Here is a 25217-nt window from a genome sequence, read left to right on the forward strand (position 1 = left end):
GCACGTGCAGGCAGATGAGTCGTCACAGGCAGAAGAAGCTCCCCGGCGGCCGCAACCAGCGGCTGGCCGACCAGATCCAGAAGGACCTGGCAGAGATGATCCAGCGCGAGGTCGATACGGCCCGCGCCGGACTGGTCACGCTCACGGGCGTGGACCTGACGCCGGACTACGCCCATGCCAAGGTGTATTTCACCGTCATGGGCGCCGAGCCGGCCGCGGCCGAAACCGCGCTGAACGAAAAGGCGGGCTGGCTGCATTCGCTGTTGTTCAAGCGGCTGCATATCCACACCGTCCCCACGCTGCATTTCTTCCACGACCGCCAGATGTCGCGCGGCATGGAAATGAACCGGCTGATCGCCCAGGCCAACACGCCGGGCGTCAAGGCCGACGAACTGACCGAATCCGGCCAGACCGGCCAGGACGAGCGCGAGGGCATCGCGCCGGCAGAACCGTCCGCTCCTGACGACGACCGCGCGTAAGCCGCGCCGCGTCCTTTTTTTCCGACGATTGCGATGGCTTCCCGACGCGGGCGTGCGCTGGATGGTGTGTTGCTGCTGGACAAACCCGAGGGCTTGTCCAGCAATCATGCCTTGCAGCGCGCGCGCCGCATCCTGGATGCGCGCAAGGCGGGACACACGGGGACGCTGGATCCGTTCGCGACCGGCCTGATGGTGCTGTGCTTCGGCGAAGCGACCAAGTTCTCCGGCGGGATGTTCGATGCCGACAAGAGCTATACCGCGACGCTGGCGCTGGGCGAGGAAACGGACAGCGGCGACCGTACGGGCATGCCGGTCGGTTTTCCCGGACAGGATCCCGCCCTGGCCGTGGACGAGGCGAGGATGCGCGACGTGTTGTCACGCTTCGTCGGCAGGATTTCGCAGGTGCCGCCCATGTATTCGGCGCTCAAGCGCGACGGCAAGCCCTTGTACGAATACGCGCGCGAGGGCGTCGAGCTGGAGCGGGAGCCGAGGCAGGTCACGATCCATGGGTTGCGGCTGCTGTCGCTGTCCGGACGATCGGCGACGATCGACGTCTCGTGCAGCAAGGGCACCTACGTCCGTACGCTGGCGCAGGACGTCGGCCGGGCACTGGGATGCGGCGCGCACCTGACGGCGCTGCGGCGCACGCGTACGGCGGGGTTCGACCTGGCACAGGCCTGGACCCTGGAACGGCTGGAGGCGCTGGCCGATCCGGCCGGCGCGCTGCTGCCGATGGAGTCGCTGCTGGCCGACCTGCCGGTCGTACGGCTGGAGGCGGCGGCGGCCCAGCGCTTCATGCAGGGGCGCAAGGAAAGAATGGCCGCCGGCGAGGCAACCGGCACGGCGGCCGCCGAGACAGAAGCAGGCAAGGTCCGGGTTGCCGGGCCGGACGGTGGATTCCTGGGAACGGCTCGCTGCGAGGACGGCTGGCTGCAGCCCGACCGATTGATTTCATTCAAGGAAACGACATGACACGCGCATTGCGCAACGTGGCGATCATCGCCCACGTGGACCATGGCAAGACGACCCTGGTGGACCAGCTGCTGCGGCAGGCGGGCACCTTCCGCGAGAACGAGCAGGTGGCCGAACGGGTCATGGACTCGAACGACATCGAAAAGGAACGTGGCATCACGATCCTGGCCAAGAACTGTGCGGTCGAATACGAAGGCACGCACATCAACATCGTGGACACCCCGGGGCACGCCGACTTCGGCGGCGAGGTCGAGCGGGTGCTGTCCATGGTGGACGGCGTGCTGCTGCTGGTCGACGCGGTCGAGGGGCCGATGCCCCAGACCCGCTTCGTCACCCGCAAGGCGCTGGCCCTGGGCCTCAAGCCCATCGTCGTTATCAACAAGATCGACCGCCCGGGCGCGCGTCCGGACTGGGTGATCAACCAGACCTTCGACCTGTTCGACAAGCTGGGCGCAAGCGAGGAACAACTCGACTTCCCGGTCGTCTACGCGTCGGGCCTGAACGGCTACGCGGGCCTGACCGAGGACGTGCGCAGCGGCGACATGAAGCCGTTGTTCGACGTGATCCTGGACAAGGTGCCCGTGCGCAACGACGATGCCGACGGTCCGCTGCAACTGCAGATCGTGTCGCTGGACTATTCCAGCTACGTCGGCAAGATCGGCGTGGGCCGCATCACGCGCGGCCGCGTGCGTCCGTTGCAGGACGTGGTGATCAAGTTCGGCCCCGAGGGCAACCCCATCAAGGGCCGGGTCAACCAGGTGCTGAAGTTCCGTGGCCTGGAGCGCGAGATCGTTCCCGAGGCGCAGGCCGGCGACATCGTCCTGATCAACGGTATCGATGAACTGGGCATCGGCTGCACGGTGTGCGCACCGGAGGCGCCCGAGGCCTTGCCCATGATCAAGGTCGACGAGCCGACGCTGACCATGAATTTCTGCGTGAACACGTCACCGCTGGCCGGCCGCGAAGGCAAGTTCGTGACCAGCCGCCAGCTGCGCGACCGCCTGGACCGCGAGCTCAAGTCCAACGTGGCGCTGCGCGTGCGCGAAACCGGCGACGATACCGTGTTCGAGGTGTCGGGCCGTGGCGAACTGCACCTGACCATCCTGCTGGAGAACATGCGCCGCGAGGGCTACGAACTGGCCGTCTCGCGTCCGCGCGTGGTCTTCAAGGAGATCGACGGCGTCAAGTGCGAGCCGTTCGAGCTGCTGACGGTGGATGTCGAGGACGGCCACCAGGGCTCGGTGATGGAAGAACTGGGCCGCCGCAAGGGCGAACTGCTGGACATGGCGTCGGACGGCAAGGGCCGTACCCGCCTGGAATACCGCATTCCCGCACGCGGCCTGATCGGCTTCCAGGGCGAGTTCATGACGCTGACGCGCGGCACCGGCCTGATCAGCCACGTGTTCGACGAATATGCCCCGGTTCGCGACGGCACCCTGGGCGAACGCCACAACGGCGTGCTGATCAGCCAGGAGGACGGCGATGCCGTGGCCTACGCGCTGTGGAAGCTGCAGGACCGCGGCCGCATGTTCGTCTCGCCCGGCGAGGCGCTGTACGAAGGCATGATCATCGGCATCCACAGCCGCGACAACGATCTGGTGGTCAACCCGATCAAGGGCAAGCAGCTCACCAACGTACGCGCCTCGGGCACGGACGAGGCCGTGCGCCTGGTCCCGCCCATCCAGCTGACGCTGGAGTACGCGGTGGAATTCATCGCCGACGACGAACTGGTCGAGATCACGCCCAAGAACATCCGGCTGCGCAAGCTGCACCTGAAGGAGCACGACCGCAAGCGCGCCAGCCGCGAAGCCGCCTGACGGCGGTTGGCAAAGCCAGGAAAAAGGGGAGCGAAAGCTCCCCTTTTTCTTTTCATGTTTGCCGGCTGGCCCGGTCCCGTGTTCCGCCATACAGATCCCGCCGGGCATGCCGTTAATGGCTTGAGTGAGTTTTCGTCGCCGCGCCGGTGCGCCATGCCCCGGCGGGTCGCGTGCAAGGGGATCGAATGAGCGCGGTAATGCATGATACGAGTGGTTTTTCCGGCGGCGAGACACGTCCCGCCCCGGCGTCCTTGACGGCCAGGTCGTCGCTGAAGGGCCGGCTGGCGGCGCTGGTGGCCCTGGCGGTGGTCCTGCTGCTGGCGGTGCAGGGATGGTCCATCTACAGCGAGCGGCAATTGCTGCTCGAAGCCAAGAAATCGGAGATCCTGGCCGTCGCCCAGGGCGCCTGGGGCGTCGTCAACCACTACCAGGAACTGCAGCAGAAGGGCCAGATGACCCAGCAGCAGGCCCAGGAGGCCGCCAAGGCGGCGTTGCAGGGCTTCCGTTATGGCGGCAGCAACGGCAAGACCGAATACATCTTCGTCACCGACGAGCAGGGCCTCATCGTGATGAACGGGGGCAATCCGGCGCTGGCTGGCTCCAACGCCATCACCCGCTCGGGCGACAAGCGCGATCCGGGCGTGGCCATGCAGGAGCGCCTGGCGGCGATGCGCGAGGGGGGCGGGCAGAGCACCATGCGCATCCTGTTCGCCCGGCCCGGCGAGACGGAGCCCGTGCCCAAGCTGAACATCTACAAGCATTTCCAGCCCTGGAACTGGGTGATCGGCACCGGCGTCTACATCGACGACCTGGACGAGGCCATCTCGCGCCAGCTCGTCACGGGCATCGGCACGGCGCTCGTACTGGCGGTGGTCCTGCTGCTGGCCAGCGGCCTCATCGCCCGCGGCGTCATCCGCCAGATCGGCGGCGAGCCCCGCGCCGTGCTCGAGATCATGCGCCGCGCCGCCGGCGGCGATCTCAGCCAGAAGCTGCCGGATGCCGAACCGGGCAGCCTGCTGGACGGCTTCGCCAGGATGTCGGAGTCCGTGCGCAACCTGATCTCGCGGGTTCGCGAGGAAGCGGCCACCATGAAGCGCGACGCCCATCGCATCGCCGAGTCGGTGAACCAGGTCTCCACGGCCGCGGTGCAGCAGAGCGACGCGACGTCCTCGATGGCCGCGGCGGTCGAGGAATTGACCGTGTCGGTGGCCCACATTTCGGATGCGGCCAGCCAGACCCAGCACAACTCCGAGGGCGTGGCCGAGAAATGCCGCGACGGCGAGACCCGCGTCATGAGCGCCGCCGAAAGCATGAAGCGCATCGCCAGTGCGGTGGGCGAGGCCTCGCACAAGATCCGGGGCCTGGAGGAAAGGGCGGTGCAGATCAACTCCATCGCCGCTTCCATCAAGGAGATCGCCGGCCAGACCAACCTGCTGGCCCTGAACGCGGCCATCGAGGCCGCCCGGGCCGGCGAGCAGGGCCGAGGCTTCAGCGTGGTGGCGGACGAGGTCCGCAAACTGGCCGAGCGTACGTCGTCGGCCACGGTCGAGATCGAGGAAATGGTCAGCGCGGTTCAGCGCGAGACGGCCGAGTCCACCGTGACGATGGAGCACATCCTGCCCATGGTGGCCGAGGGCACCAGCCTGGCCGACGAAGTGGCCGTGTCGCTGCGCGAGATCAGTTCCAGCGCGGACACCTCGCTCGAGCGCGTGCGCGAAGTGGCGCATGCGACCAAGGAGCAGTCGGCGGCCAGCACCTCGATCGCCCAGCAGGTGGAGAGCATCGCCCAGATGGTCGAGGAAACCACCGCGGCCATGGGCGAGACGGCCCGCTCGGCCGAGGAAATGCGCGAGATGGCCGAGCGGCTGGACCGGATGGTGGGAATGTTCCGGGTCTAGGCCCGGGGGAGGGGGCTCCCCAGGCGGCCCGGCTCAACCGGCCGCCGACCCCAGCCGCGCCAGGGCCTCGCCTGTGACGCGCACGATGCGCCAATCGGGCAGCACCTCGGCGCCCATGGCTTCGTAGAAGTCGATGGCGGGCTGGTTCCAGTCCAGCACGCTCCACTCGAAGCGGCCGCAGCGGCGCTCCACCGCCAGGGCGGCCAGGGCGCGCAGCAGGCGCTTGCCCAGCCCGCGGCCCCGCTGGTCGGGGTGTACGTAGAGATCCTCCAGGTACAGGCCACGGCGGCCGAGGAAGGTGGAGTAGTTGTGGAAGAAGAGGGCATAGCCCACCACTTCGCCTGCCACGTCCGCCACCAGGCATTCGGCCGCCGGATGCGGCCCGAATAAGGCGTCCCGCAGGTCCTCGTCGCGGGCCAGGAACAGGTGGGTCAGGTTCTCGTATTCCGCCAGTCCGCGCATCAGGGCGAGGATGGGCGCGACGTCCTGCGGCCGCGCCGGCCTGACCGAAGCATGCCCGCTCACTGGACTACCTTCCTGTCGCTGCGCGACATCCTCCCCGAGGGAGGTCGCGCGCCCTTCGGGCGGCCGGGCGGGCACGCTCATATCCCGCCCAGGCACACGTACTTCATCTCGAGGTAGTCGTCGATGCCGTAGACCGAGCCCTCGCGGCCCAGGCCCGACTGCTTGACGCCGCCGAAGGGTGCGACCTCGTTCGAGATCAGGCCGGTGTTGACGCCGACCATGCCGTATTCCAGCGCCTCGGCCACGCGGAAGATGCGGCCGATGTCGCGGCTGTAGAAGTACGAGGCGAGCCCGAACTCCGTGTCGTTGGCCAGGCGGATGACGTCGGCCTCGTCGCGGAAACGGACCACGGGGGCGACCGGCCCGAAGGTTTCCTCGCGCATGCACAGCATGTCCTCGGACACGTCGGCCAGTACCGTGGGTTCGTAGAAGCGGCCGCCCAGCGCATGCCGCTTGCCGCCCGCCAGGATCCGCGCGCCCTTGCCCACGGCGTCCTGCACGTGCTGGTCGACCTTGGCGATGGCGGCCTCGTCGATCAGCGGGCCCTGGGCGACGCCGGCGTCGAAGCCGCTGCCCACCTTCAGGCCGCCGGTGCGCTCGGCCAGCTTCTGGACGAAGGCATCGTAGATGCTGTCGTGTACGTAGAAGCGGTTGGTGCAGACGCAGGTCTGCCCGGCGTTGCGGTACTTGGAAGCGATGGCGCCGTCCACGGCGGCGTCCAGGTCGGCGTCTTCAAAGACGATGAAGGGAGCCAGGCCGCCCAGCTCCAGCGACAGCTTCTTGATGGTGGGTGCGCTTTGCTGCATCAGGATGCGGCCCACCGGCGTGGAGCCGGTGAAGGTGAGCTTGCGCACCACCGGGCTCGCGCACAGTGCCTTGCCGGCGGCGATGGAGCGTTCGCTGTCTGCCGTCACGATGTTCAGCACGCCGGCGGGCAGGCCGGCGCGGTGCGCCAGTTCCGCCAGCGCCAGCGCGGACAGCGGGGTCTGCTCGGCGGGCTTGAGCACCATGGTGCAGCCCGCGGCCAGCGCGGGGCCCGCCTTGCGGGTGATCATGGCCAGCGGGAAATTCCACGGCGTGATGGCCGCGCACACGCCTATGGGCTCGCGCAGCACCAGCATGCGCGTGCCGGCGGCCACGGGCGCCAGCGTATCGCCGGCGATGCGCTTGCCTTGTTCGGCGAACCACTCGACGAACGAGGCGGCATAGGCGACCTCGCCCTTGGCCTCGGCCAGGGGCTTGCCCTGTTCCAGCGTCATCAGCGCGGCCAGGTCGTCGGCATGCGCCAGGATCAGCTCGAACCAGCGCCGCAGGATGGCGGCCCGGTCCTTCGCCGTGCGCGCCCGCCAGGGGCCGAACGCCGCCTGGGCCGCGGCGATGGCTTCCTCGGTCTGCGAGGCGTCCAGGTCGGCGACGCGGGCCAGCGTCCCGCCGTCGGCCGGATTGTCGACCGCGAAGGTGGCGCCATCCCGGGCATCCACCCATGCGCCGCCTATGTAGGCCTGGTTTCTGAAAAGACGGGAATCCGCCAGTTGGGGCGGGGCGACAGGGCGATCCATGGACTCGTCTCCGGGCGTGGGGCTCCGTTCTGGAGCATCCCGTCCATTCTAGCGGATGGCTGCCCGCCGCTAGGGCGACTTGGGGGCCGGCGCAGCGGCGTCGCCCTGCGGCGTCGGCGAGGCGGACGGCATGTACTGTTCCAGCAACGCGAAGAAACGGCTGTAGAAATCATCCGAGGCGATGGTCTCGCTGCCGGTCTTGACCATGGAGTCGTCCGACGAGGTGAAGGGCATGGACACCGAGCCCAGCAGCCCGACGCCGACGCTGGCCGAGTTGTTGGTCTTCTTCAGCGCGAAGGTCGATTCGACCGCGTTGACGAAGGCGATCGACCGGGTGGTTCCGGCGTGGTCGGGTTCGCAGACCAGGCGGAAGGTGATCTCCTTGTAGTTGTCGCCGCTCTGGAACTGTTTGTGCCCCTCGATCGAGCGCGCGCCGGCGTCGGCCAGCGTGTAGCCCTGGCTGAGCAGCGAACGCTTGCCGGCCTCGCACACCATTTCGGGCGCCTTCGGATAGGCGCGCGAGTAGGTGTCGGTGCGGGCGAATTCGTTGCGGGTATAGGCCAGCGGATCGCTCGGGTGGGAACAGCCCGCGGCCATGGCGCCGGCCGTGGCCGCGCATACGGCGAACAGCCGAAGGCGGGGAACGAACATCATCGCGTACCTCCTGTACAAACCCGGCGCGCGTAGCTCGCAAGTTCCGTTCCCAGGAGCGGCGGGGTGCCGGCGGACGATATTGACAAGCCGCGGGGCGTCGGGTGAAGATGCAAACCGTCACAAGCGGGGGCCGCCAGGCCCCCGTTGATTGTAAGGTCGCCGCGGCGCTTCGCATCTGGCGCGACCCGTCCTGCTCACAGCGCCCGCAGTGGTGAGCATTGCTCTGGCAGGAAGGGCATGGAAGCCTATATCCTTGATTGGGCCAATCTGCTGCTGCGTTGGCTGCACATCATCACGGGCATCGCCTGGATCGGATCCTCGTTCTACTTCGTCTGGCTCGACAACAGCCTGATGAAGCCGCAAGACCCGGAACTGATCGACAAGGGCGTCTCCGGCGAACTCTGGGCCGTGCACGGCGGCGGGTTCTACAACCCGCAGAAGTATCTCGTCGCCCCCAAGCGCCTACCCGAACACCTGCACTGGTTCTACTGGGAAAGCTATTCCACCTGGATGTCGGGCTTCGCGCTGCTGGTGGCGCTATACCTGTTCAACGCCCAGACCTACCTGATCGACCGCAACGTGTTCGACTGGGGGCCGGTGGCGGCGGTGGTGGCGGTGCTGTGCTTCCTGGTGGTGGGCTGGCTGGTGTACGACATCATCTGCCGTGTCGCGGGCACCGACGAGCGCGCGGACCGCAAGGTCGGCATCGCGGTGGCGCTGTTCGTGGCGGCGGCGGCCTGGCTGGCCTGCCACCTGTTCGCGGGGCGCGCCGCCTTCCTGATCGTGGGGGCCATGATCGCCACCATCATGAGCGCCAACGTGCTCATGGTGATCATCCCGGGGCAGCGCAAGGTCGTGGCCGCCATGCGCGCGGGCGAGCCGGTCGATCCCATCCACGGCAAGCTGGGCAAGCAGCGCAGCGTCCACAACACCTACTTCACGCTGCCGGTGCTGTTCGCCATGCTGTCGAACCACTACAGCATGGTCTATTCCGCCCCCCACAACTGGCTGGTGCTGATCGCCCTGATGCTGGCGGGCGCCCTGATCCGACAGTTCTTCGTGCTGCGCCACAAGGGCGTCACCAACCCCTGGTATCCGGCGGCGGGCATCGCGCTGCTGCTGGGGGTGGCCGTGGCGATCGCGCCGCCCGGCCTGGACAAGGCCGCCGCACCGTCGGCGCCGCTGGGCGCCCAGGACATCGGGCAGGTCCGGCAGGTGGTGGCGCAGCGGTGCGTGGTGTGCCACAACGCCCAGCTCGCGAACAAGGGCATACAGCTGCAAACCCCCGAGCTGCTGAAATCGCATGCGCAGGTGGTCTACCAGCAGGCCGTGGTGCAGAAGACCATGCCGCTGAACAACGCCACCGGCATGACCGACGACGAGCGGGCCCTGCTGGCGCGCTGGTTCCAGGATGGGGCGCCGGTACACTGACGTGGCCGGGGGAATCGGGAAGGGGAAGAAGGGGGCTGCGGCGCAGCCCCTTTTCTATTTTGGCGTCGGTGCTAAAATTGTATGCGGTAGATTGTTTTTGTAGACAATTTTCGAATCGCAACCGCCCTCGCACAAGGTTCCCAGATGACGGACAAAGGACCCGGCAAGACGCTCTCGCAGACCGTGGCGGATCAACTGGCCGAGGAAATCGTGCGCGGCCGCTTCCAGCCCGGCGAACGCCTGGACGAACAATCCATCGCCACCCGCTTCAATGTCTCGCGCAGCCCGGTCCGGGATGCGCTGCGCCAGCTGGCATCGACCCGCCTGGTCGAGTATCTGCCGCGGCGCGGATTTTCCGTCGCGGTCATGGCCGAGTCCGACCTGGATGGGCTGTTCGAGGCCTCGGGCGAGGTCGAGGCGCTGTGCGCCAAGCTGTGTGCGTTGCGGGCCGCCCCCAGCGACCGCAAGCGGATCGAATTCATCCACCAGCAGGCGACCGACGCGGTGGCGCGCGGGGATTCCCAGGCCTATGCCGCCCTGAACGAGGAGTTCCATGCGCTCATCTATGCGGGCGCGCGCAACAAGACCTTGCAGGAAATCGCGCTGGGGCTGCGCCAGCGGCTGGCGCCTTTCCGCGCGCAAGGTTTTTTCGTGGCCGAGAACCGGCTGCAGCATTCCCACGTCGAGCACGAGGCCCTGGTCAAGGCCTTGCTGGAGCACGACGGCGAGGCGGCCGCCCAGGCCATGCACAGCCATGCGGCGAATTCCGCCATGAACGTCCTGCAGCATTTCGGCCGCGAGCGCCATCCATCGGCCTCCGCCGCCTGAACCTTCCCTCCGGCCGTTCGTCCTGAACGCCACTCCTTCATTCCCGCGCCTGGCGGGCCGGCTCCGTACCGGAGTTGGCCTCGTCCTGCCGCCGCCTCCCATTTCCTTCCTCTTGCCTGGCATCGTTTCTTCGCGTTTCCCCCTATGCATATTTTCTTGACCAATTTGCGTGCTGGAAAATAATATTGCACACAATTTATGGAAAGTGAATGCAAAGCCATGCCGGATGTCATCAACAGAGGAGTTGTCGAATGTCCTGGATTGCCCTTGCCACTTACCGCCGGTCCGACCGGCTGGCCCCCGCCCTGGTCCTGGACCAGCGCCTGTACGACCTGGACGCGGCCCTGGCGGCAGGATTGCCGGCCTTGCCCGAGGCCTGCCGCGGCGGCATCGCCCGCATGCTGGAAGCCTGGCCGCAGACCGCCCCATGGCTGCGCGAGGCAGGTCCGGCGGCCGAACGCCTGGCTGCCTCGGGCGCCATCCGGCCGGTGCCCGCCGGTGAACGCACGGTCGCCGCTCCCTACGTGCCGCAGCGCATCTTCTGCGCCGCCTCCAACTACGCGGCCCATGCCAACGAGATGGGCACCGTCCTGGCTGCCAAATCCCAAAGCAAGCCCTACATGTTCCTGAAGCTGTCGAACACCGTGGTGGGCGATGGCGACGTGGTCCAGCTTCCGCCGGAAACGGCCATGCTGGACTGGGAAGTGGAACTGGCGGCCGTCATCGGCACGCGGTGCCGGCGCGTGTCGGCCGAGCGGGCGCTGGACCACGTCGCCTGCTACACCATCCTGAACGACGTGTCGGCACGCGACCTGAACGTGCGGTCCGACTACCCCTTCAAGCACGACTGGTTCCAGGGCAAATGCCACGATACGTTCGCGCCGCTGGGGCCCTGGCTGGTGCCGTCCTGGCAGATTCCCGATCCCCAGGCCGTGCAGCTCAGGCTGGACGTCAATGGCGAGCCGATGCAGCAGGACAGCACCGCCAACATGATCTGGACGGTGCGCGAGCAGATCGCCTACCTGTCCACCATCGTCACGCTGGAACCGGGCGACGTCGTCGCCACCGGCACGCCCACCGGCGTGGGCATGGGACGGGGCATCTACCTGAAGGCCGGCGACACCATGGTCGCCACCGTCGACGGCATCGGCCGTCTGTCCAACCAGGTGCAAGCCGAGAAGGTCTGAGCGCGCCGGGTAGTCGTGGTCATTCGCTGTACGTCGTATGGAGAAGAAGACATGCAACCCTGCAAGCAAGGTTTTGCGGCGTGGGGCCGGGCACTGGGCCTGGCGGCGCTGATCGGTTGGGCCGGCGCGGCGCACGCCCAGGAGAAGGTCGCATACAACATGGCCTGGCTGCCCCAGGGCAGCTCCGTGGGCGTGATCGTCGCGCAGGAACTCGGGTATTTCAAGGAAGCGGGCCTGGACGTCAACATCCAGCGCGGCTACGGCGGCAACCGTACCGCGAACGAACTGGACCAGGGGCAGTACGAGTTCGGCTACGTCGACCCGATCAGCCTGGTCTTGAACCGGTCCAACGGCGGCAAGATCCGCATGGTGGGCGCGCTCAACACGCGCTGGCCGGCCGGCATCTGCTTCGATACCCGGCGGCACAAGCCCAAGTCGCCTGCCGACATGAAGGGGCTGACGCTGGGGGGCGGCTCGGCCTCGCCGGTCCACAACGTGGTGCCGGCGTGGCTGGAACTCAACGGCCAGCCGCGCGACGGCATCCGGCTGCTGCGCATGGACCCGGCCGTCGTGGACGCCTCGCTGATCGAGGGACGCATCGATCTGGCCGAATGCTGGCGCGCGAGCAACCGCGCGGTCACGCAGAAGCAGGCCGATGCGGCGGGCGTGCCGCTGGGCTGGGTCGAATACAGCGATTTCGGCCTGGATGCCTACGGCAGCGGCTTCGCCGCCAGCGAGGACACCATCCGCAAGCGGCCCGACATGGTGCGCAAGTTCCTGAAGGCTTCCTATCGCGGCTATGCATACGCATTCGCCAATCCCGAGCGGGCGGCCGACCTCATGGTCAAGATGTTCCCCGTCACCGACCGGAGCGTGGCGCTGGCCCAGATCCGCGACATGGCGGACCTGCTGGTCGACCCGCAGGCCAAGGACCAGGGTTGGGCTATCTGCGCGACGACCGCGTGCGCTCGACGGTGCAGTTCGTCGACAAGGCCTTCGGCCTGAACGGCAAGGTCAAGCCGCAGGACACCTATACCAACGATCTGCTGAAGTAGGAGGCAAGCATGGCGACTCGACCCTGCCCCCGCAGGCTGGGGCACGTCGTATTGAACGTGCGCGACCTGGCGGCCTCGGTGCGCTTCTATACCGACATCGTCGGGCTGGAGGTGTCGGACTACATCGAGGACCAGATGGCGTTCCTGCGTTGCGGCCGCGACCACCACGATCTGGCGCTGGCGCAGATGCCGGCGGTCCCTTGCGCGAAGCCACCTATGCGCCCGGGCGCCCGGGCATGGAACATTTCTCGTACGAGCTCGGCTCCCTGGCCGAGATAGAGGATGCGGCGCGCTACCTGCAGGACCGCGGCGTGGAGATCGTGCGCGGCATAGGCAAGCACGGGCCGGGCGAGAACCTGTTCCTGGTGTTCAAGGATCCCGACGGCAACTACTGCGAGTTCTATGCGGAAATGGTGCAGGTCACACCCGAGCAGCCGCATACGGCGCGGGTCTGGCGGAACGATCTCGCGGCCTTCGACCAATGGCATTTTTCCCGCTTCGTCGTGCCGGCTCCCGACTGGGGGCCCCGCGGCGGTGGGCAGGAGGGGCAGGCATGAACGCGCACGTACAACCCACCACGCTGCCCGCGGCCGGACGGCGCGCGCTGCGGCTGCTGCCATCCGGCGATGCCTGGCGCCGCGTGATCGATCCCGCCGTGCTCTGCCTGATGCTGGCGCTACTGTGGGAGCGGGCCGTCGACATGTTCGGCATCAAGCCCTACCTGTTGCCGCCGCTTTCCAAGGTGCTGGAAAGCCTGTGGGCCAATCGCGCCGCGCTGGTCCTGTAATCCTGGGTCACGACCCAGGAAGTGCTGGCCGGCTTCGCGATGGCGGTCATCGGCGGCATCGCGCTGGGGCTGGCCATCCATGCGATGCCGCTGCTGCGGCGGGCGCTGTATCCGCTGGTCGTGGTGTTCCAGGGGCTGCCCAAGATCGCGCTGGCGCCGCTGATGGTGATCTGGTTCGGCTACGGGTCGGCGTCCAAGATCCTGATGGCCTTCCTGTTCGCTTTCTTCCCGGTCGTGATCGCGACCATGGGGGGACTGGCCGGCACGCCCGCCCACCTGATCGAGCACTTCAAGGCCATACGCGCGCCGGCCTGGACCACGTTCCGCCGCCTGTACGTGCCGGCGGCGCTGCCCTCCATCATGGACGGGTGCCGCTCGGCCATGCCGCTGGCGGTCATCGGCGCCATCGTGGGCGAGTTCGTGGGCTCGGACAGCGGCCTGGGCCACCTGATACTCGAGGCCAACGCCAATGGCCGCACCGACTATCTGTTCGCCGCGCTCATCGTCGTCTCGGCCGTGGCCGGCCTGCTGTATCTCTTGGTCGAACTGGCGGCCAAGCGCATCTGGTGGCGAGGCTTCTGAGCCTCGCGTCCATCTCACATCTTTCAGGAGCATTTCGCATGGCCAAGCTACGTCACATCGCCCTTGCCGTTCCCGATCCCGAGAAGGCCGCCAAGTTCTACAGCGAGGTATTCGGGCTGGAGATCGTCGAACCCACGCATTCGCCGCTGGCCGATGGCGTGTACCTGTCGGACGGCACGATCTGCCTCGCGCTGCTCAACTACAAGACCGACGATGCCGCCGGCCGCGACCGGGGCAAGGATTGGGTGGGCACCCATCACTTCGGCTTCTGGGTCGACGACCTGGACGAGCAGCGGCGCCGCATCGAAGAGCATGGCGGCACCTTCTTCATGGACCTGCCGCACGACAAGAAGAGCCTGTACTACGAGATGAAGTTCCGCGACCTGGACGGCGTCGTGTTCGACATCTCGGAAGGGGGCTGGGTCGGGGCGCGCAAGTGAGAGCCGCGGCCATGACGGGCGGGGATGCGGGAGCGGTGCGGATCGAGACCGCCGTCCAGGTCGAGCGGACCGCCAAGACCTTTCGTTCGCGCAACGCCGTGCGGGCGCTCGACCAGGTCGATTTCTCCATCGCGCGCGGGGAGTTCGTGTCCATCCTGGGGCCGAGCGGCTGCGGCAAGAGCACGCTGCTGCGCATCGTCGCGGGCCTGATCCAGCCCGACGCGGGAGGCGAGATCCGGGTGTTCGGGCATTCCCAGACGCGCATGTCCAGCGACGTGGGCGTGGTGTTCCAGACCCACAACATGCTGCCGTGGGAAACGGTGGAGGCCAACATCCGGCTGGCGGCCGAGGTGGCGGGCGTGGCGCCCGCCGAGATCGACCGCCGCGTGGAGCAGATCCTGCCGGTGCTCAAGCTGGAGCGGTTCCGCCGCAACCATCCGCACGAACTGTCGGGCGGCATGCGCCAGCGCGCGGCGCTGGGGCAGATCCTGATCACGCATCCCAAGGTGCTGCTGCTGGATGAACCCTTCGGCGCGCTGGACGCGCTCACGCGCGACCAGTTGAACGTCGAGCTGCTGCGGCTCTGGCAGGAGATGCGGCAGACGGTGCTGCTGATCACGCACAGCATCGCGGAGGCCGTTTTCCTGTCCGACCGGGTGCTGGTCATGAGCGAGAGTCCGGGGCGCATCGTCGAGGACATGCGGATAGACCTGCCGCGTCCGCGCGACCCGCGCACCACCAAGGAACAAGCCGCTTTCGGGCAATACGTCGGCCGCCTGGGCCGGCTCATGGGCGTCGGCTACTGACATCGTCCTATACGGGAGTACACATGCAGATTTCGAAATTCCACGGCGTCGTGCCGGCCATGGCCACGCCCTTCACCCGCGACCACCGCCTGGACGAGGCGAGGGTGGGCGAACTGATCGACGGGTATATCCGGGCCGGGGTGCATGGCATCTCGGTGGCCGGCAGCCAGGGCGAGTTCTTCGCGCTGGACACCGACGAGCACATCCGGCTGCTGGAGCTGTCGATGCAGGCCATCGACGGCCGCGTGCCGCTGTATGCCGGCACGGGCGGCGCGACCACGCGCAAGTCCATCGAACTGACCAAGGCCGCCGAAGCCCTGGGCGTGGACCTGGCGCTGGTCATCACGCCGTATTTCGCGCAGCCGTCGCAGGACGAGCTGGTCGAGCACTACACCGCGGTCGCGCGCGCCACCCGGCTGCCGGTCATGCTGTACAACAATCCGCCGCGCACCAGCGTGAACGTGCTGCCGGCGACGCTGGCGCGCTGCATGCGCGCCGCGGAGAACATCGTGGGCATGAAGGACTCCAGCGGCGACCTGACGCAGTCGGTGGAGTACCTGTTGACCGCGCCGCGCCCCGCGCTGCTGTTCTCCGGGCGCGATACCGTGGCGCTGGCCATGATGTTCCATGGCGGGCAGGGCACGATCTCGCCGGCGGCCAACGTCTTTCCCGAGCTGATGGTGCGCATGTACGACGCGCTGCGGGCCGGCAACCAAGACGAGGCGGTGCGCATCTCCAACGTGTTCGCGCCGCTGCGCGCCGCCTGGGCCTGGGGATCGTTTCCGGTGGTGATCAAGGAGGCCATGGCGCTGGCCGGCCGCGATGCCGGTCCGGCGCGTCCGCCCATCGCCGGCCTGAGCGAGAAGGTCCGCGCGGACCTGGCCGCGGTGGTGGAACGAATCGGGGCGGCGGCCTAGGCGGCCGCCCAAATGAATGGCCCCGGGGCGCGAAGTCCGCACGTCCGGGGCCGGGGGTAAAGCGTCGTCAGCCAGTGCGCGGCGGTCAGGCCAGCGGCTTGAAGCGGTAGAGTTTCTCGGGATTCTCGACCAGCAGCTTGCGGCGCAGGGCGGGATCCGGGCAGAAGTCCAGCATCAAGTCGACCAGCTCGCCGTCGTTGGGCATGTCCTTCGAGATGTTCGGGTGCGGCCAGTCGGTGCCCCACAGCACGCGGTCCGGCGCGGCTTCGATCAGCCGGGCGGCGAAGGGCGCGGCATCGGCGAAGGGGCGCTTGCCCACGGACACGCGCTCGCCTCCGCAGACCTTGACCCAGGCCAGCGGGTTCTTCATCAGTTCCAGCAGCGCGCGGAAGGGCTCCTGGTCCAGGCCCTTGGCGGCCTGCACGCGGCCCATGTGGTCGATCACGAAGGGCACGTTGATGCGGTTGATGCGATCGCTGTAGGTCAGGATGTCCTGAGCGTCCAGGTGCAGCACGACGTGCCAGCCCAGGCCGTCCAGGCGCTCGATGGTCTTGTCGAAGATTTCCAGGTCGGGCGCGCCGCCCAGGTGCTGCACGAAATTGAAGCGCACCGCGCGCACGCCGCCGGCGTCCATGTCGGCCAGTTGTTCGTCGGTCTCGGAGCCGTTGACGATGGCCACGCCCAGGTAGCGGCCTTCGCTGCGGGCGATGGCGTCGAGCATGGCGCTGTTGTCGTCGCCGTGGCAGCTGGCCTGAACGATCACCGCGCGGTCCAGGCCCAGGAAGTCATGCAACTGGCGCAGGCGCTCGAAGGGCGCGTCGGGCGGCGTGTAGCTGCGGTCGGGCGCGTACGGGAACTTGTCGGCGGGGCCGAAGACGTGGCAGTGGGCATCGCACGCGCCGGCCGGCAGGGCCTCGCGCGGTTTGACGGGATTCGGATCGGGTGCGGCGCAGGTTTTCATGGTTCAGCTTCAGGTTCGGGGACTGCCGCGGCAGGCCGCGGCGAGGTCTGTTGGAGACGGGTCTCCCCCAAGGGGCGGTCTCAGCCGTTCAGTTCGTCCAGCGAGTCGACATAGCGCAGGCCGGCCTCGGCCAGCCTGGGTCGCATGTTGTAGATGTCCAGGCCGAGCTCGCCGGCGGCCAGGCGGGCGCGCTTGCCTTCCTCTTCCTGCACGCGCTTGTCGGCCTTCTGGATGACGGTGGCGACCTGGGCGTTGGGCACGATGGCCACGCCGTCGTCGTCGGCCACGATGGCATCGCCGGGATGGACCAGCGCGCCGCCGCAGACAATGGGCACGTTGACCGAGCCGATGGTGGCCTTGACGGTGCCGCGGGCATTGATGGCCTTGGACCAGACGGGGAAGCCCATCGCGGTCAGGGTGGCCACGTCGCGCACGCCGGCATCGATCACCAGGCCGCGCACGCCGCGCGCCTTGAGCGAGGTGGCGAGCAGGTCGCCGAACATGCCGTCGGCGTTCTCGGTGGTGCAGGCCACGACCAGGATGTCGCCCGGCGAGCACTGCTCGACCGCGACGTGCAGCATCCAGTTGTCGCCCGGTTGCGCCAGCACCGTCACCGCCGGCCCGGCAATCGACGCGCCCGCGTAGATCGGACGCATATAAGGCCGCATCAGGCCGACGCTGCGCCCCTGGGCCTCATGCACCGTGGCCACGCCCTGCGCAGCCAGCTTCTCCGCCGCGCCCTCGGGCAGCGCCGGCTTCTTTCGTACGACTACACCCAGCATTCTTTTCTCCAACCGTTAAGCAACACGTCGCATCGTGTCCACCACTACCAGCCAGCCCTGCCAACAAAACGCCAGTCATCGCCAGCCCATTGGTACCCCAGGAAACCGCGGATCCGGCTCCGCCGGTCCGCCAGTTTCGCCCCCTGGGGGGCGCGCGTAAGCGCGTAGGGGGGGGACTATTGTTTTTCTATTTTTGCCGTATCGATCACCTTGCTCCACTTCGCGATCTCGGCCACCAGGAAGTCCTGGAATTCCTTGGGCGTGTTCGTCTGCGGAATCATGCCGACCTCGACCAGCTTCTTGTTGATGGCCGGATCCTTGACCACTTCGCGCACGGCGGCGTTCAGCTTGTCGACGATGGCGGGCGGCGTGCCGGCGGGCGCGGCGAAGCCGTTCCACGATACGGCCGTGTAGCCCGGCACGGTTTCGGCGATGGTCGGGGTGTCGGGGAACAACTGGCCGCGCTTGACCGAGCCCACGCCCAGCACGCGCAGGCTGCCGCCCTTGATGTTGCCGATGACGGCAGGCACCGTCTCGAACATGACCTGCACGCTCTTGCCCTTGACGGCGCTCAGGACCTCGCCGCTGGACTTGAACGGAATGGTGGGGACGTCCAGGCCGGCCATGGAGCGGAACATCTCGGCCGACAGGTGCTGGGTGCTGCCGACGCCGATGGTGCCCAGGTTGAAGTGCTGCGGGTCCTTCTTGGCCGCGGCGATGGCGTCGGCGACGGTGTGCAGCGGGCTGCTCTGGTCCACGGCCATGACGATGTCGAACGAGCCGACCATGGAGACCATGGCGAGCTGCTTGACCGGATCGTAGGGCAGCGACTTGAACAGCGACGGGCTGACGGCCTGCTGGTTGCTGACCAGGAAGAGCGTGTGTCCGTCGGGCGTCGCGCGCGTTACGGTGACGGCGCCGGTGATGCCGCCGGCGCTGGGCATGTTCTCGACCACGACCGGCTTGCCGAACTTCTCGGCCAGGCCCTGGGCGACGATGCGGGCGGTGACGTCGGCCACGCCGCCGGGCCCGAAGGGCACGATCAGGCGCAGCGGCTTGGTGGGGAATTCCTGGGCCTGGGCGCCGGCGGCGACCAGGGTGGCGGTGGCGCCGAGACACAGGCGCGCGAGCAGGGTACGGATCATTGTCGTCCTCAAATCGTTGGAGGGGGTGGCGACGGGTCGCCTGCCCGCCTTCTGGTCATGGATGGCGCCACGGACGCCATCCAGTCAGCTTGCCATTTTGACCCGGAAATCCCCATTGGAAACCACAAATCAGAACTAGCTGTTATGCTTAAAAAACATGAATCGGGGCTTTCCATGGACTTGAAACAACTCGAGTGCTTCGTCCGGGTCGTCGAGTTCGGCAGCGTCACCCGGGCCGCGATCACCCTCAATCTATCGCAACCCGTGGTCAGCCGCCACGTCCGGCAGCTCGAGGTCGAACTCAAGGAGCACCTGCTCGAACGCAATGGCCGGGGCGTCATACCCACCGACGCCGGCAAGCGGCTGCTGGAGCGGGGCCGCGGCATCCTGCACCAGGTGCGCCTGGCCAGGCAGGAGATCGAGGACCTGCGCGGCTCGCCGGCCGGCAAGGTCGTGGTCGGCATGCCCCCCAGCGTCGGCAAGTCGCTGACGGTGGACCTGGTCAGCGATTTCCGTGCCGAGTTCCCGCGGGCCTCGCTGGGCGTGGTCGAGGCCCTGACGGTGTCCATGTACGAGTGGCTGCTGCTGGGCCGCCTGGATTTCGCGCTGTTGTACAACCCGCCCGTTACGCAGCAGGCGGCCTACGAGCATGTGTGGTCCGAGGACCTCTATCTGATCGGCAGCCGGGGACTGGACGGCAAACCCATGCCGGCCAGCGTCAAGATGCGCGAGCTGGCGAATTACCCGTTGATCACGCCGGGGCAGCCCAACGCCATCCGCAATCTGCTGGACGTGCAGTGCGCGCGCCTGGGCGTGCCCTTGTCGGTCTCGCTGGAGGTGGATGCGATCGAATCCCTGCTGGACCTGGTGGACCGGGGCATGGGCTACGCGGTCCTGTCGCGCAACGCCATCTACGGCCGCGCCCATCGTCCGAACCTGCACGCGTCCCGCATCGTCTCGCCGTCGCTGACCAGCCAGCTGGTGATCGCGACGGTGTCGCAGCGGCCGCTGACGCGCCTGGCCCAGGCCACCATCGACCTGATCCGCAAGCGCATCCAGGGCGGCATCCTGGCGGGCGACGGGCAGCGCGACGCGGCCCGGGGCAGGGCGTGACCAGATGTGAGCGCGCGGCCCGGCCGTGTTGCGACGCCGCATCGCCGCCGCCATAATCGGGCCATGTCCTGGAGGCGGCAAGCGATGGATTCCCCGATGAACAGGCAGGCGCCGATGGCGTTGCAGCCTGCCCCGCGTTGTACCCTGGTCATCTTCGGCGCGACCGGCGACATGACCGGCCGCCTGCTGGTGCCGGCGCTGTACAACCTGGCGCGCTTCAACCTGCTGAATTCCGATTTCCGCGTGATCGGCGTCGGCCACCGCAAGCTGGACGACGACGAGTTCCGGCGCGGATTGAAGCATTCCATGGACCAGGTCGTCGCCTCGCGGGGCGGGCAGGCCTCGGCCAGCTTCGACGTCCAGGCCTGGGACTGGCTGATGGGCCGCACGTCCTTCCTGATGGGCGATTTCGAGGGCGAGCAGACCTACGCCCAGCTCGCCACGATGCTGGCGCCCGAGCCGGGCGGCGTCATCTTCTATTTCGCCACCGCGCCCACGTTCTTCCAGTCCATCGCGCGCCACCTGCACGATGCCGGACTGTTGAAGCAGGGACACGGCCGCTGGCGCCGCGTGGTGATCGAGAAGCCGTTCGGCCGCGACCTGCCCTCGGCGCGCGAGCTGAACAAGCAGCTGACGCGGGTCGTGCACGAGAACCAGATCTTCCGCATCGACCATTTCCTGGGCAAGGAGACGGTGCAGAACATCCTGGTTTCCCGCTTTGCCAACAGCGTGTTCGAAAGCAACTGGAACCGGCTGTACATCGATCATGTCCAGATCACGGCGGCCGAGGCGATAGGCGTGGAGCGGCGGTCGCAGTTCTACGAGCAGACCGGAGCACTGCGCGACATGGTGCCCAACCACCTGTTCCAGCTGCTGGCCATGGTGGCGATGGAGCCGCCCAACTCCTTCGATGCCGACGCCGTGCGCACCGAGAAGGAAAAGCTGCTGGACGCCATCCGTATCCAGACGCCGGCCGAGGCGCTGCAGAACAGCGTGCGCGGACAGTACCGCGCGGGCCTGGTGGGCGGCCAGCCCATGCGCGGCTATCGCGAGGAAGAGGGCGTCGCTCCGGATAGCCGGACCGAGACCTACGTGGCCCTCAAACTGGGTATCGACAACTGGCGCTGGGGAGGCGTGCCGTTCTACCTGCGCACCGGCAAGGCGCTGGCGCGGCGCCAGACGCAGATCGTCATTGCCTTCAAGGATGCCGGCCATGCGCTGTTCCGCCAGAACGCGCAGGAAAAGCCGCCCTCCAACTCCCTGGTGCTGCAGATCCAGCCCGACGAAGGGCTGTTCTTCCACATGAAGGCCAAGGTGCCGGGATCGAAGATACGCATCGCGCCCGTCAGCATGGATTTCCGCTACGCGGATCATTTCATGACGGGGCACAGCTCGGGCTACGAGACCCTGATCTACGACTGCATGGTGGGCGACGCGACCCTGTTCCAGCGCGCCGCCGACATCGAACTGGGCTGGGAGGCGGTCATGCCGTTCCTGCAGGCCTGGGAGGACGGCGGCGAGATCCATCCCTACCGCGCCGGCAGCCAGGGGCCCGTGCAGGCCGACGTGCTGCTGGCCCGCGACGGGCGGCAATGGCTGTCGCTGGACTAGGGTCCGCTAAAAAGAGGCTCGCACGGGGCGGGAACGCTTCTTGCGGCAGCGGGCCGCATGAACACCGAGATCGATGGCAAGAGGCAAGGCGGCCCGGACGGGCTGACGTTCCGCGTCCTGACCGTGAATGTCCACAAGGGATTCAATTTTTTCAATCGCCGCTTCATCCTGCATGACCTGCGGGAGGCGGTGCGCAGCGTGTCGGCCGACATGGTGTTCCTGCAGGAAGTGCTGGGCACGCATGCCCGCCATTCGCTGCGGTTCGCCGATTGGCCCGCGACCCCCCAGTACGAATTCCTGGCGGACACCATCTGGACGGACTTCGCCTATGGACGCAACGCCGTTTATCCGGACGGCCACCATGGCAACGCGGTGCTGTCCAAGTTTCCCATCGTCCACTACGAGAACCGCGACGTTTCCATCAGCGGGCCGGAGCGGCGCGGCCTCTTGCATTGCGTGGTCCGGGCGCCCGGCACGACAGCAGACATCCACGCGATATGCGTCCATCTCGGGTTGCAGGAGCGCCATCGCGTGCGCCAGTTGCAACTGCTGTGCCACCTGGTGGAGAAGGAGATTCCCGCCGACGCGCCGCTGGTGGTGGCCGGCGATTTCAATGACTGGCGCCGCCGCGCAGGCAGGGTGCTGAACGGCTGCGCAGGTTTGCGCGAGGTGCACGCCCACGCGAGCGGGCGGCTGGTGCCCACCTTTCCCGCGTGGTATCCGGTGCTGCCGCTCGATCGGATCTACGTGCGCGGCGCGCGCGACCACTGGCCCATGCCCCTGGGGCGCCGGCCCTGGACGTCGCTGTCGGACCACGCGCCACTGGCGGCGGAGATCGTGCTATGAGCGGGCCGGCCCGTGGCAGCGGCGGCCGCCAGCGCGGCCCGCGCCGGCCCCCCGCCAGCACGCAATGGATGCCGGGCAACGCGGTGTCGCTGCTGGAGAACGGCGAAGCCTTCTTTCCCCGCGTGTTCGAGGTCATCCGAGGGGCCCGCCGCGAGGTGCTGCTCGAGACCTTCATCCTGTTCGAGGACAAGGTCGGACTGGCGCTGCGCGAGGTGCTGCTGGATGCCGCCAGGCGCGGCGTCTTCGTATCCGTGCTGGTGGACGGCTACGGTTCGGTGGACCTGTCGGAGGCGTTCCTGGCGGACCTGATCGCAGCCGGCGTGCATTTCCGCGTGTTCGACCCGCGTCCCAAGCTGCTGGGCATGCGCACCAATGTCTTCCGGCGCATGCATCGCAAGCTGCTGATCGTCGACGGCGAGACGGCCTTCGTCGGCGGCATCAATTTCTCGGCCGATCATCTGGCGGATTTCGGCCCGAGCGCCAAACAGGACTATGCCATCGAGGTGCGTGGCCCCATCGTCGCGCGCCTGCGCAGCTTCGTGCGCACGGGAGAGGTCAGGCGCGGCCACCCGGACGCCCGGCCGGGCACGGATGCCGAACGCGCCGGCGACGCGGAATGCCTGTTCGTGGTGCGCGACAACGATGCGCACCGGACGGACATCGAGCAGCACTACCGCATCGCCATCCGTGCGGCCCGCCGCGACCTGACGATCGCCAACGCGTATTTCTTTCCCGGCTACCGCCTGCTGCGCGACCTGCGCCATGCCGCGCGCCGCGGCGTGCGCGTGCGGTTGATCCTGCAAGGAGAGCCCGACATGCCCATCGTCAAGGTGGGCGCGCGCATGCTGCACGACTACCTGCTGGATGCCGGCGTGAAGATCTATGAGTATTGCGAGCGGCCGCTGCATGGCAAGGTGGCCGTGGCCGATGACGACTGGTCCACCGTGGGGTCGAGCAATCTCGATCCGCTGAGCCTGTCGTTGAACCTCGAAGCCAATCTCGTCATCCGCGACCAGCGGTTCAACCAGGTGTTGCGCGAGCGGCTGGATACGCTGGTCAGCAGGCATTGCCGCGAAGTGAAGGCCGTTGCGTCGCACCGGCGGCCGATATGGCGGGCGGCGGCGTCGTTCCTGGCCTTCCATTTCCTGCGGCGCTTTCCCGCCTGGGCGGGTTGGCTGCCCGCGCACACCCCCAAACTGGAGAAGGTCGAGGCGCCCCCGCGGGGCCAGGCCGAGCCACCCGATGCCCACTCTCGCCAAACCGGATAGAAGCTGCACACCGTCCCGCACCCGAAGCCGCCGCCGCTCGTGGTGGTGGTGGGGCCGGCACGCGCTCACGCTGCTCTTCATCGCCGTGGTGGTGCTGCTGCTGGCCGAACAGGTCACCAAGATCGACTGGAGCAAGGTGCTGCAAGCGCTCAAGGCCTACACGGGGTGGACCCTGGCCGCGGCGGCTGGCCTGACCATGGTCAGCCATCTCCTGTTCGGCGGTTTCGACCAGCTCGGCAGGCGCTACGTGGGCAGCCCGTTGCGTCCGGCCCAGGTCGCGGTGGTGGCGGGAATCTGCTATGCCTTCACCCTGAACATGGGAGCGCTGATCGGCGGCATCGCCTTTCGCTACCGGCTGTATTCCCGCCTGGGGCTGGCGGCGCCCGACATCACCAAGATCTATGCGCTGAGCGTATTGAGCAACTGGCTGGGCTACCTGATCCTGCTGGGAGCCCTGCTGCTTGCAGGCGCGGTGCATGTGCCGCCGCGCTGGGGGATACCGGCGGGCCTGCTGCCCGTGCTGGGCGTGGCATGCTGGGCGCTGGTGGCCGGGTATGCGGCGATGTGCGCCGGGGTGGGACGCCGCCGTTTCACGCTGAAGGGAGTGCCCATCGAGTGGCCGGGATGGCGGATGGCGCTCGTGCAGGGCGGAATGTCGATCGCCAACTGGCTGATCATGGGATGGATCATCCATCTCTTCATCGGGGGGCGGGTCGACTATCCCACCATCCTGGGCGTGATGTTGCTGAGCGCGGTGGCCGGGGCGCTGACGCATGTGCCGGCGGGACTGGGCGTGCTGGAGGCCGTGTTCCTGACGCTGCTGGCAGGCGCGCTGCCTCCCTACGAGATCCTGGCCGCGCTGCTGGCGTATCGCGCGATCTACTACCTGTGCCCGCTGGTGCCAGCGGTGGCCGCATACGCCGTGCTGGAAGCCCGGGCGCGCCGGTAGCTGCCGCCAGGGCTAGGCGCGCGCGCCGCGCACGATCTTGGCCAGCAGTTCGCCCAGTATCTGCCGTTCCCCTTGGGACAGCGGCGCCAGGACGGTTTCTTCCATGCCGTGCGACAGTCGCTCGGCCTCGAGCGCCAGCCGGCGGCCTTCCGGAGTCAGCACCACGTGATGGGCACGCCGGTCGGTGTCGCTACGCTCGCGCGACAGCAGTCCGCGCTCTTGGAGCCGGTCCAGGACCAGCGCCAGGCGCGGCGCGGACAGCGACAGGCTGCGGCACAGGTTCTGCTGGTTGGCCTTGTCGTTGTGGGCCAGCAGCACCAGGATGGCGAACTCCACGGGTCGCAGGTCCAGGTCCTTCATGTGCGAGAAGAAGGCCTTTTGCAGCTTGACGTGCGCGAGCGAGGTCTGGAAGCCCAGCAGGTGGGAGAGTCGGGATTGGTCCAGGTCGGATTTGGCCGGTCGCGGCGTGGTGGTGGTGCGCGGCGAGGTCTTGGGCATGTGGTGGCGAGTGCGAGTCGATGCGGGGGCGCGGGGGCTTTCCTCGGGGCGGCCCGGCGGCAAGAAATGCCCCCACGCTTGCCGCTACGCGGCGGCGCTGCCCTCCG

General features: G+C 67.8%; 25 protein-coding genes and 1 pseudogene. 19 read left to right on the top strand and 7 right to left on the bottom strand.

What is annotated here, in order from left to right:
* The first annotated feature begins 14 nt into the window (after positions 1-14).
* From rbfA to ABD104_RS21670, 4 genes are all read left to right on the top strand, one after another.
* Positions 15-479: a 30S ribosome-binding factor RbfA gene (rbfA, locus tag ABD104_RS21655; RefSeq protein WP_087839158.1), complete on the top strand. Its 465-nt coding sequence runs from the start codon at positions 15-17 to the stop codon at positions 477-479.
* A 33-nt stretch (positions 480-512) separates the two neighbouring features.
* Positions 513-1451 (top strand): tRNA pseudouridine(55) synthase TruB, encoded by a 939-nt coding sequence (gene truB / locus ABD104_RS21660; protein ID WP_087839159.1) that lies wholly within the window; start codon positions 513-515, stop codon positions 1449-1451.
* Positions 1448-3268 carry a translational GTPase TypA gene (gene typA / locus ABD104_RS21665; RefSeq protein WP_087839160.1) on the top strand — a complete coding sequence of 607 codons (1821 nt, stop codon included), beginning with the start codon at positions 1448-1450 and terminating at the stop codon, positions 3266-3268. Before truB ends, typA begins: the two co-directional genes overlap by 4 nt.
* A gap of 197 nt (positions 3269-3465) precedes the next feature.
* Entirely contained in the window at positions 3466-5166 is a 1701-nt protein-coding gene (locus ABD104_RS21670) for a methyl-accepting chemotaxis protein (protein ID WP_343928181.1), read from the top strand.
* A 33-nt stretch (positions 5167-5199) separates the two neighbouring features.
* On the opposite strand, the gene ABD104_RS21675 is transcribed toward ABD104_RS21670, so the two are convergent.
* From ABD104_RS21675 to ABD104_RS21685, 3 genes are all read right to left on the bottom strand, one after another.
* A complete protein-coding gene (locus ABD104_RS21675; protein WP_371696133.1) occupies positions 5200-5628 on the bottom strand; it encodes a GNAT family N-acetyltransferase in 429 nt (142 codons plus the stop codon).
* Between the two features lie 140 nt (positions 5629-5768).
* Complete coding sequence (locus ABD104_RS21680; RefSeq protein WP_087839163.1) at positions 5769-7250, bottom strand: NAD-dependent succinate-semialdehyde dehydrogenase; 1482 nt, start codon at positions 7248-7250, stop codon at positions 5769-5771.
* Between the two features lie 69 nt (positions 7251-7319).
* On the bottom strand, positions 7320-7904 hold the full coding sequence (locus ABD104_RS21685; RefSeq protein ID WP_087839164.1) for a DUF2242 domain-containing protein: 585 nt from the start codon (positions 7902-7904) through the stop codon (positions 7320-7322).
* Between the two features lie 237 nt (positions 7905-8141).
* On the opposite strand from ABD104_RS21685, the gene ABD104_RS21690 reads away from it, so the two are divergent.
* The 10 genes and pseudogenes from ABD104_RS21690 (at position 8142) to dapA (ending at position 15937) form a co-directional block, all read left to right on the top strand.
* Positions 8142-9335 (top strand): urate hydroxylase PuuD, encoded by a 1194-nt coding sequence (locus tag ABD104_RS21690; protein WP_087839165.1) that lies wholly within the window; start codon positions 8142-8144, stop codon positions 9333-9335.
* A 144-nt stretch (positions 9336-9479) separates the two neighbouring features.
* Entirely contained in the window at positions 9480-10163 is a 684-nt protein-coding gene (locus tag ABD104_RS21695) for a GntR family transcriptional regulator (protein WP_087839166.1), read from the top strand.
* A gap of 251 nt (positions 10164-10414) precedes the next feature.
* Positions 10415-11350: a fumarylacetoacetate hydrolase family protein gene (locus tag ABD104_RS21700; protein WP_087839167.1), complete on the top strand. Its 936-nt coding sequence runs from the start codon at positions 10415-10417 to the stop codon at positions 11348-11350.
* Between the two features lie 51 nt (positions 11351-11401).
* Positions 11402-12355 (top strand): ABC transporter substrate-binding protein, encoded by a 954-nt coding sequence (locus ABD104_RS21705; protein ID WP_279815155.1) that lies wholly within the window; start codon positions 11402-11404, stop codon positions 12353-12355.
* A 59-nt stretch (positions 12356-12414) separates the two neighbouring features.
* Positions 12415-12962, top strand: a pseudogene (locus ABD104_RS21710) (VOC family protein).
* Positions 12959-13192: a hypothetical protein gene (locus ABD104_RS21715; RefSeq protein ID WP_279815157.1), complete on the top strand. Its 234-nt coding sequence runs from the start codon at positions 12959-12961 to the stop codon at positions 13190-13192. The pseudogene ABD104_RS21710 and the gene ABD104_RS21715 overlap by 4 nt, the downstream one beginning before the upstream one ends.
* A gap of 21 nt (positions 13193-13213) precedes the next feature.
* Entirely contained in the window at positions 13214-13774 is a 561-nt protein-coding gene (locus tag ABD104_RS21720) for an ABC transporter permease (RefSeq protein WP_279815158.1), read from the top strand.
* Positions 13775-13812: 38 nt separating this feature from the next.
* Positions 13813-14214 (top strand): VOC family protein, encoded by a 402-nt coding sequence (locus ABD104_RS21725; RefSeq protein ID WP_130358070.1) that lies wholly within the window; start codon positions 13813-13815, stop codon positions 14212-14214.
* An 11-nt stretch (positions 14215-14225) separates the two neighbouring features.
* Positions 14226-15020 (top strand): ABC transporter ATP-binding protein, encoded by a 795-nt coding sequence (locus ABD104_RS21730; protein WP_343928182.1) that lies wholly within the window; start codon positions 14226-14228, stop codon positions 15018-15020.
* Between the two features lie 23 nt (positions 15021-15043).
* The gene (dapA, locus tag ABD104_RS21735) at positions 15044-15937 is read left to right on the top strand and encodes a 4-hydroxy-tetrahydrodipicolinate synthase (protein ID WP_087839172.1); all 894 of its coding nucleotides are present in this window, start codon (positions 15044-15046) and stop codon (positions 15935-15937) included.
* 85 nt (positions 15938-16022) lie between these two features.
* Here the strand turns inward: dapA and ABD104_RS21740 are convergent, their stop codons facing one another.
* The 3 genes from ABD104_RS21740 to ABD104_RS21750 all read right to left on the bottom strand — a co-directional run bounded on the left by ABD104_RS21740 (position 16023) and on the right by ABD104_RS21750 (position 18825).
* The gene (locus ABD104_RS21740) at positions 16023-16898 is read right to left on the bottom strand and encodes an amidohydrolase family protein (protein WP_087839173.1); all 876 of its coding nucleotides are present in this window, start codon (positions 16896-16898) and stop codon (positions 16023-16025) included.
* An 80-nt stretch (positions 16899-16978) separates the two neighbouring features.
* The gene (locus ABD104_RS21745) at positions 16979-17680 is read right to left on the bottom strand and encodes a 4-carboxy-4-hydroxy-2-oxoadipate aldolase/oxaloacetate decarboxylase (RefSeq protein WP_087839174.1); all 702 of its coding nucleotides are present in this window, start codon (positions 17678-17680) and stop codon (positions 16979-16981) included.
* Positions 17681-17856: 176 nt separating this feature from the next.
* Entirely contained in the window at positions 17857-18825 is a 969-nt protein-coding gene (locus tag ABD104_RS21750) for a Bug family tripartite tricarboxylate transporter substrate binding protein (protein ID WP_087839175.1), read from the bottom strand.
* A gap of 174 nt (positions 18826-18999) precedes the next feature.
* On the opposite strand from ABD104_RS21750, the gene ABD104_RS21755 reads away from it, so the two are divergent.
* The 5 genes from ABD104_RS21755 to ABD104_RS21775 all read left to right on the top strand — a co-directional run bounded on the left by ABD104_RS21755 (position 19000) and on the right by ABD104_RS21775 (position 24612).
* A complete protein-coding gene (locus tag ABD104_RS21755) occupies positions 19000-19938 on the top strand; it encodes a LysR family transcriptional regulator (protein WP_087839176.1) in 939 nt (312 codons plus the stop codon).
* Positions 19939-20034: 96 nt separating this feature from the next.
* Positions 20035-21549: a glucose-6-phosphate dehydrogenase gene (zwf, locus tag ABD104_RS21760; protein ID WP_243724640.1), complete on the top strand. Its 1515-nt coding sequence runs from the start codon at positions 20035-20037 to the stop codon at positions 21547-21549.
* 57 nt (positions 21550-21606) lie between these two features.
* A complete protein-coding gene (locus ABD104_RS21765; RefSeq protein ID WP_087839178.1) occupies positions 21607-22395 on the top strand; it encodes an endonuclease/exonuclease/phosphatase family protein in 789 nt (262 codons plus the stop codon).
* Entirely contained in the window at positions 22392-23663 is a 1272-nt protein-coding gene (clsB, locus tag ABD104_RS21770; RefSeq protein WP_087839179.1) for a cardiolipin synthase ClsB, read from the top strand. Before ABD104_RS21765 ends, clsB begins: the two co-directional genes overlap by 4 nt.
* Positions 23638-24612: a lysylphosphatidylglycerol synthase domain-containing protein gene (locus ABD104_RS21775; RefSeq protein ID WP_087839180.1), complete on the top strand. Its 975-nt coding sequence runs from the start codon at positions 23638-23640 to the stop codon at positions 24610-24612. Before clsB ends, ABD104_RS21775 begins: the two co-directional genes overlap by 26 nt.
* A 12-nt stretch (positions 24613-24624) precedes the next feature.
* Here ABD104_RS21775 and ABD104_RS21780 read toward each other — a convergent pair whose 3' ends face one another.
* Positions 24625-25110: a MarR family winged helix-turn-helix transcriptional regulator gene (locus ABD104_RS21780; protein ID WP_087839181.1), complete on the bottom strand. Its 486-nt coding sequence runs from the start codon at positions 25108-25110 to the stop codon at positions 24625-24627.
* Positions 25111-25217 lie beyond the last annotated feature (107 nt).

This window comes from Pigmentiphaga daeguensis (genome assembly GCF_039523035.1).
GTDB classification, from domain to species: domain Bacteria; phylum Pseudomonadota; class Gammaproteobacteria; order Burkholderiales; family Burkholderiaceae_B; genus Pigmentiphaga; species Pigmentiphaga daeguensis.

What these genes read in the sequence shown, in the direction of transcription:
- typA (WP_087839160.1), top strand. Translation starts at nt 1,448, where the DNA reads ATGACACGCGCATTGCGCAACGTGGCGATCATCGCCCACGTGGACCAT.
- rbfA (WP_087839158.1), top strand. Translation starts at nt 15, where the DNA reads ATGAGTCGTCACAGGCAGAAGAAGCTCCCCGGCGGCCGCAACCAGCGG.
- ABD104_RS21715 (WP_279815157.1), top strand. Translation starts at nt 12,959, where the DNA reads ATGAACGCGCACGTACAACCCACCACGCTGCCCGCGGCCGGACGGCGC.
- ABD104_RS21725 (WP_130358070.1), top strand. Translation starts at nt 13,813, where the DNA reads ATGGCCAAGCTACGTCACATCGCCCTTGCCGTTCCCGATCCCGAGAAG.
- dapA (WP_087839172.1), top strand. Translation starts at nt 15,044, where the DNA reads ATGCAGATTTCGAAATTCCACGGCGTCGTGCCGGCCATGGCCACGCCC.
- ABD104_RS21730 (WP_343928182.1), top strand. Translation starts at nt 14,226, where the DNA reads ATGACGGGCGGGGATGCGGGAGCGGTGCGGATCGAGACCGCCGTCCAG.
- clsB (WP_087839179.1), top strand. Translation starts at nt 22,392, where the DNA reads ATGAGCGGGCCGGCCCGTGGCAGCGGCGGCCGCCAGCGCGGCCCGCGC.
- ABD104_RS21695 (WP_087839166.1), top strand. Translation starts at nt 9,480, where the DNA reads ATGACGGACAAAGGACCCGGCAAGACGCTCTCGCAGACCGTGGCGGAT.
- ABD104_RS21675 (WP_371696133.1), bottom strand. Translation starts at nt 5,628, where the DNA reads ATGCGCGGACTGGCGGAATACGAGAACCTGACCCACCTGTTCCTGGCC.
- ABD104_RS21750 (WP_087839175.1), bottom strand. Translation starts at nt 18,825, where the DNA reads ATGATCCGTACCCTGCTCGCGCGCCTGTGTCTCGGCGCCACCGCCACC.
- ABD104_RS21745 (WP_087839174.1), bottom strand. Translation starts at nt 17,680, where the DNA reads ATGCTGGGTGTAGTCGTACGAAAGAAGCCGGCGCTGCCCGAGGGCGCG.
- ABD104_RS21775 (WP_087839180.1), top strand. Translation starts at nt 23,638, where the DNA reads ATGCCCACTCTCGCCAAACCGGATAGAAGCTGCACACCGTCCCGCACC.
- ABD104_RS21765 (WP_087839178.1), top strand. Translation starts at nt 21,607, where the DNA reads ATGAACACCGAGATCGATGGCAAGAGGCAAGGCGGCCCGGACGGGCTG.
- ABD104_RS21680 (WP_087839163.1), bottom strand. Translation starts at nt 7,250, where the DNA reads ATGGATCGCCCTGTCGCCCCGCCCCAACTGGCGGATTCCCGTCTTTTC.
- zwf (WP_243724640.1), top strand. Translation starts at nt 20,035, where the DNA reads ATGAACAGGCAGGCGCCGATGGCGTTGCAGCCTGCCCCGCGTTGTACC.
- ABD104_RS21705 (WP_279815155.1), top strand. Translation starts at nt 11,402, where the DNA reads ATGCAACCCTGCAAGCAAGGTTTTGCGGCGTGGGGCCGGGCACTGGGC.
- ABD104_RS21685 (WP_087839164.1), bottom strand. Translation starts at nt 7,904, where the DNA reads ATGATGTTCGTTCCCCGCCTTCGGCTGTTCGCCGTATGCGCGGCCACG.
- ABD104_RS21700 (WP_087839167.1), top strand. Translation starts at nt 10,415, where the DNA reads ATGTCCTGGATTGCCCTTGCCACTTACCGCCGGTCCGACCGGCTGGCC.
- ABD104_RS21740 (WP_087839173.1), bottom strand. Translation starts at nt 16,898, where the DNA reads ATGAAAACCTGCGCCGCACCCGATCCGAATCCCGTCAAACCGCGCGAG.
- ABD104_RS21690 (WP_087839165.1), top strand. Translation starts at nt 8,142, where the DNA reads ATGGAAGCCTATATCCTTGATTGGGCCAATCTGCTGCTGCGTTGGCTG.
- ABD104_RS21780 (WP_087839181.1), bottom strand. Translation starts at nt 25,110, where the DNA reads ATGCCCAAGACCTCGCCGCGCACCACCACCACGCCGCGACCGGCCAAA.
- truB (WP_087839159.1), top strand. Translation starts at nt 513, where the DNA reads ATGGCTTCCCGACGCGGGCGTGCGCTGGATGGTGTGTTGCTGCTGGAC.
- ABD104_RS21755 (WP_087839176.1), top strand. Translation starts at nt 19,000, where the DNA reads ATGGACTTGAAACAACTCGAGTGCTTCGTCCGGGTCGTCGAGTTCGGC.
- ABD104_RS21670 (WP_343928181.1), top strand. Translation starts at nt 3,466, where the DNA reads ATGCATGATACGAGTGGTTTTTCCGGCGGCGAGACACGTCCCGCCCCG.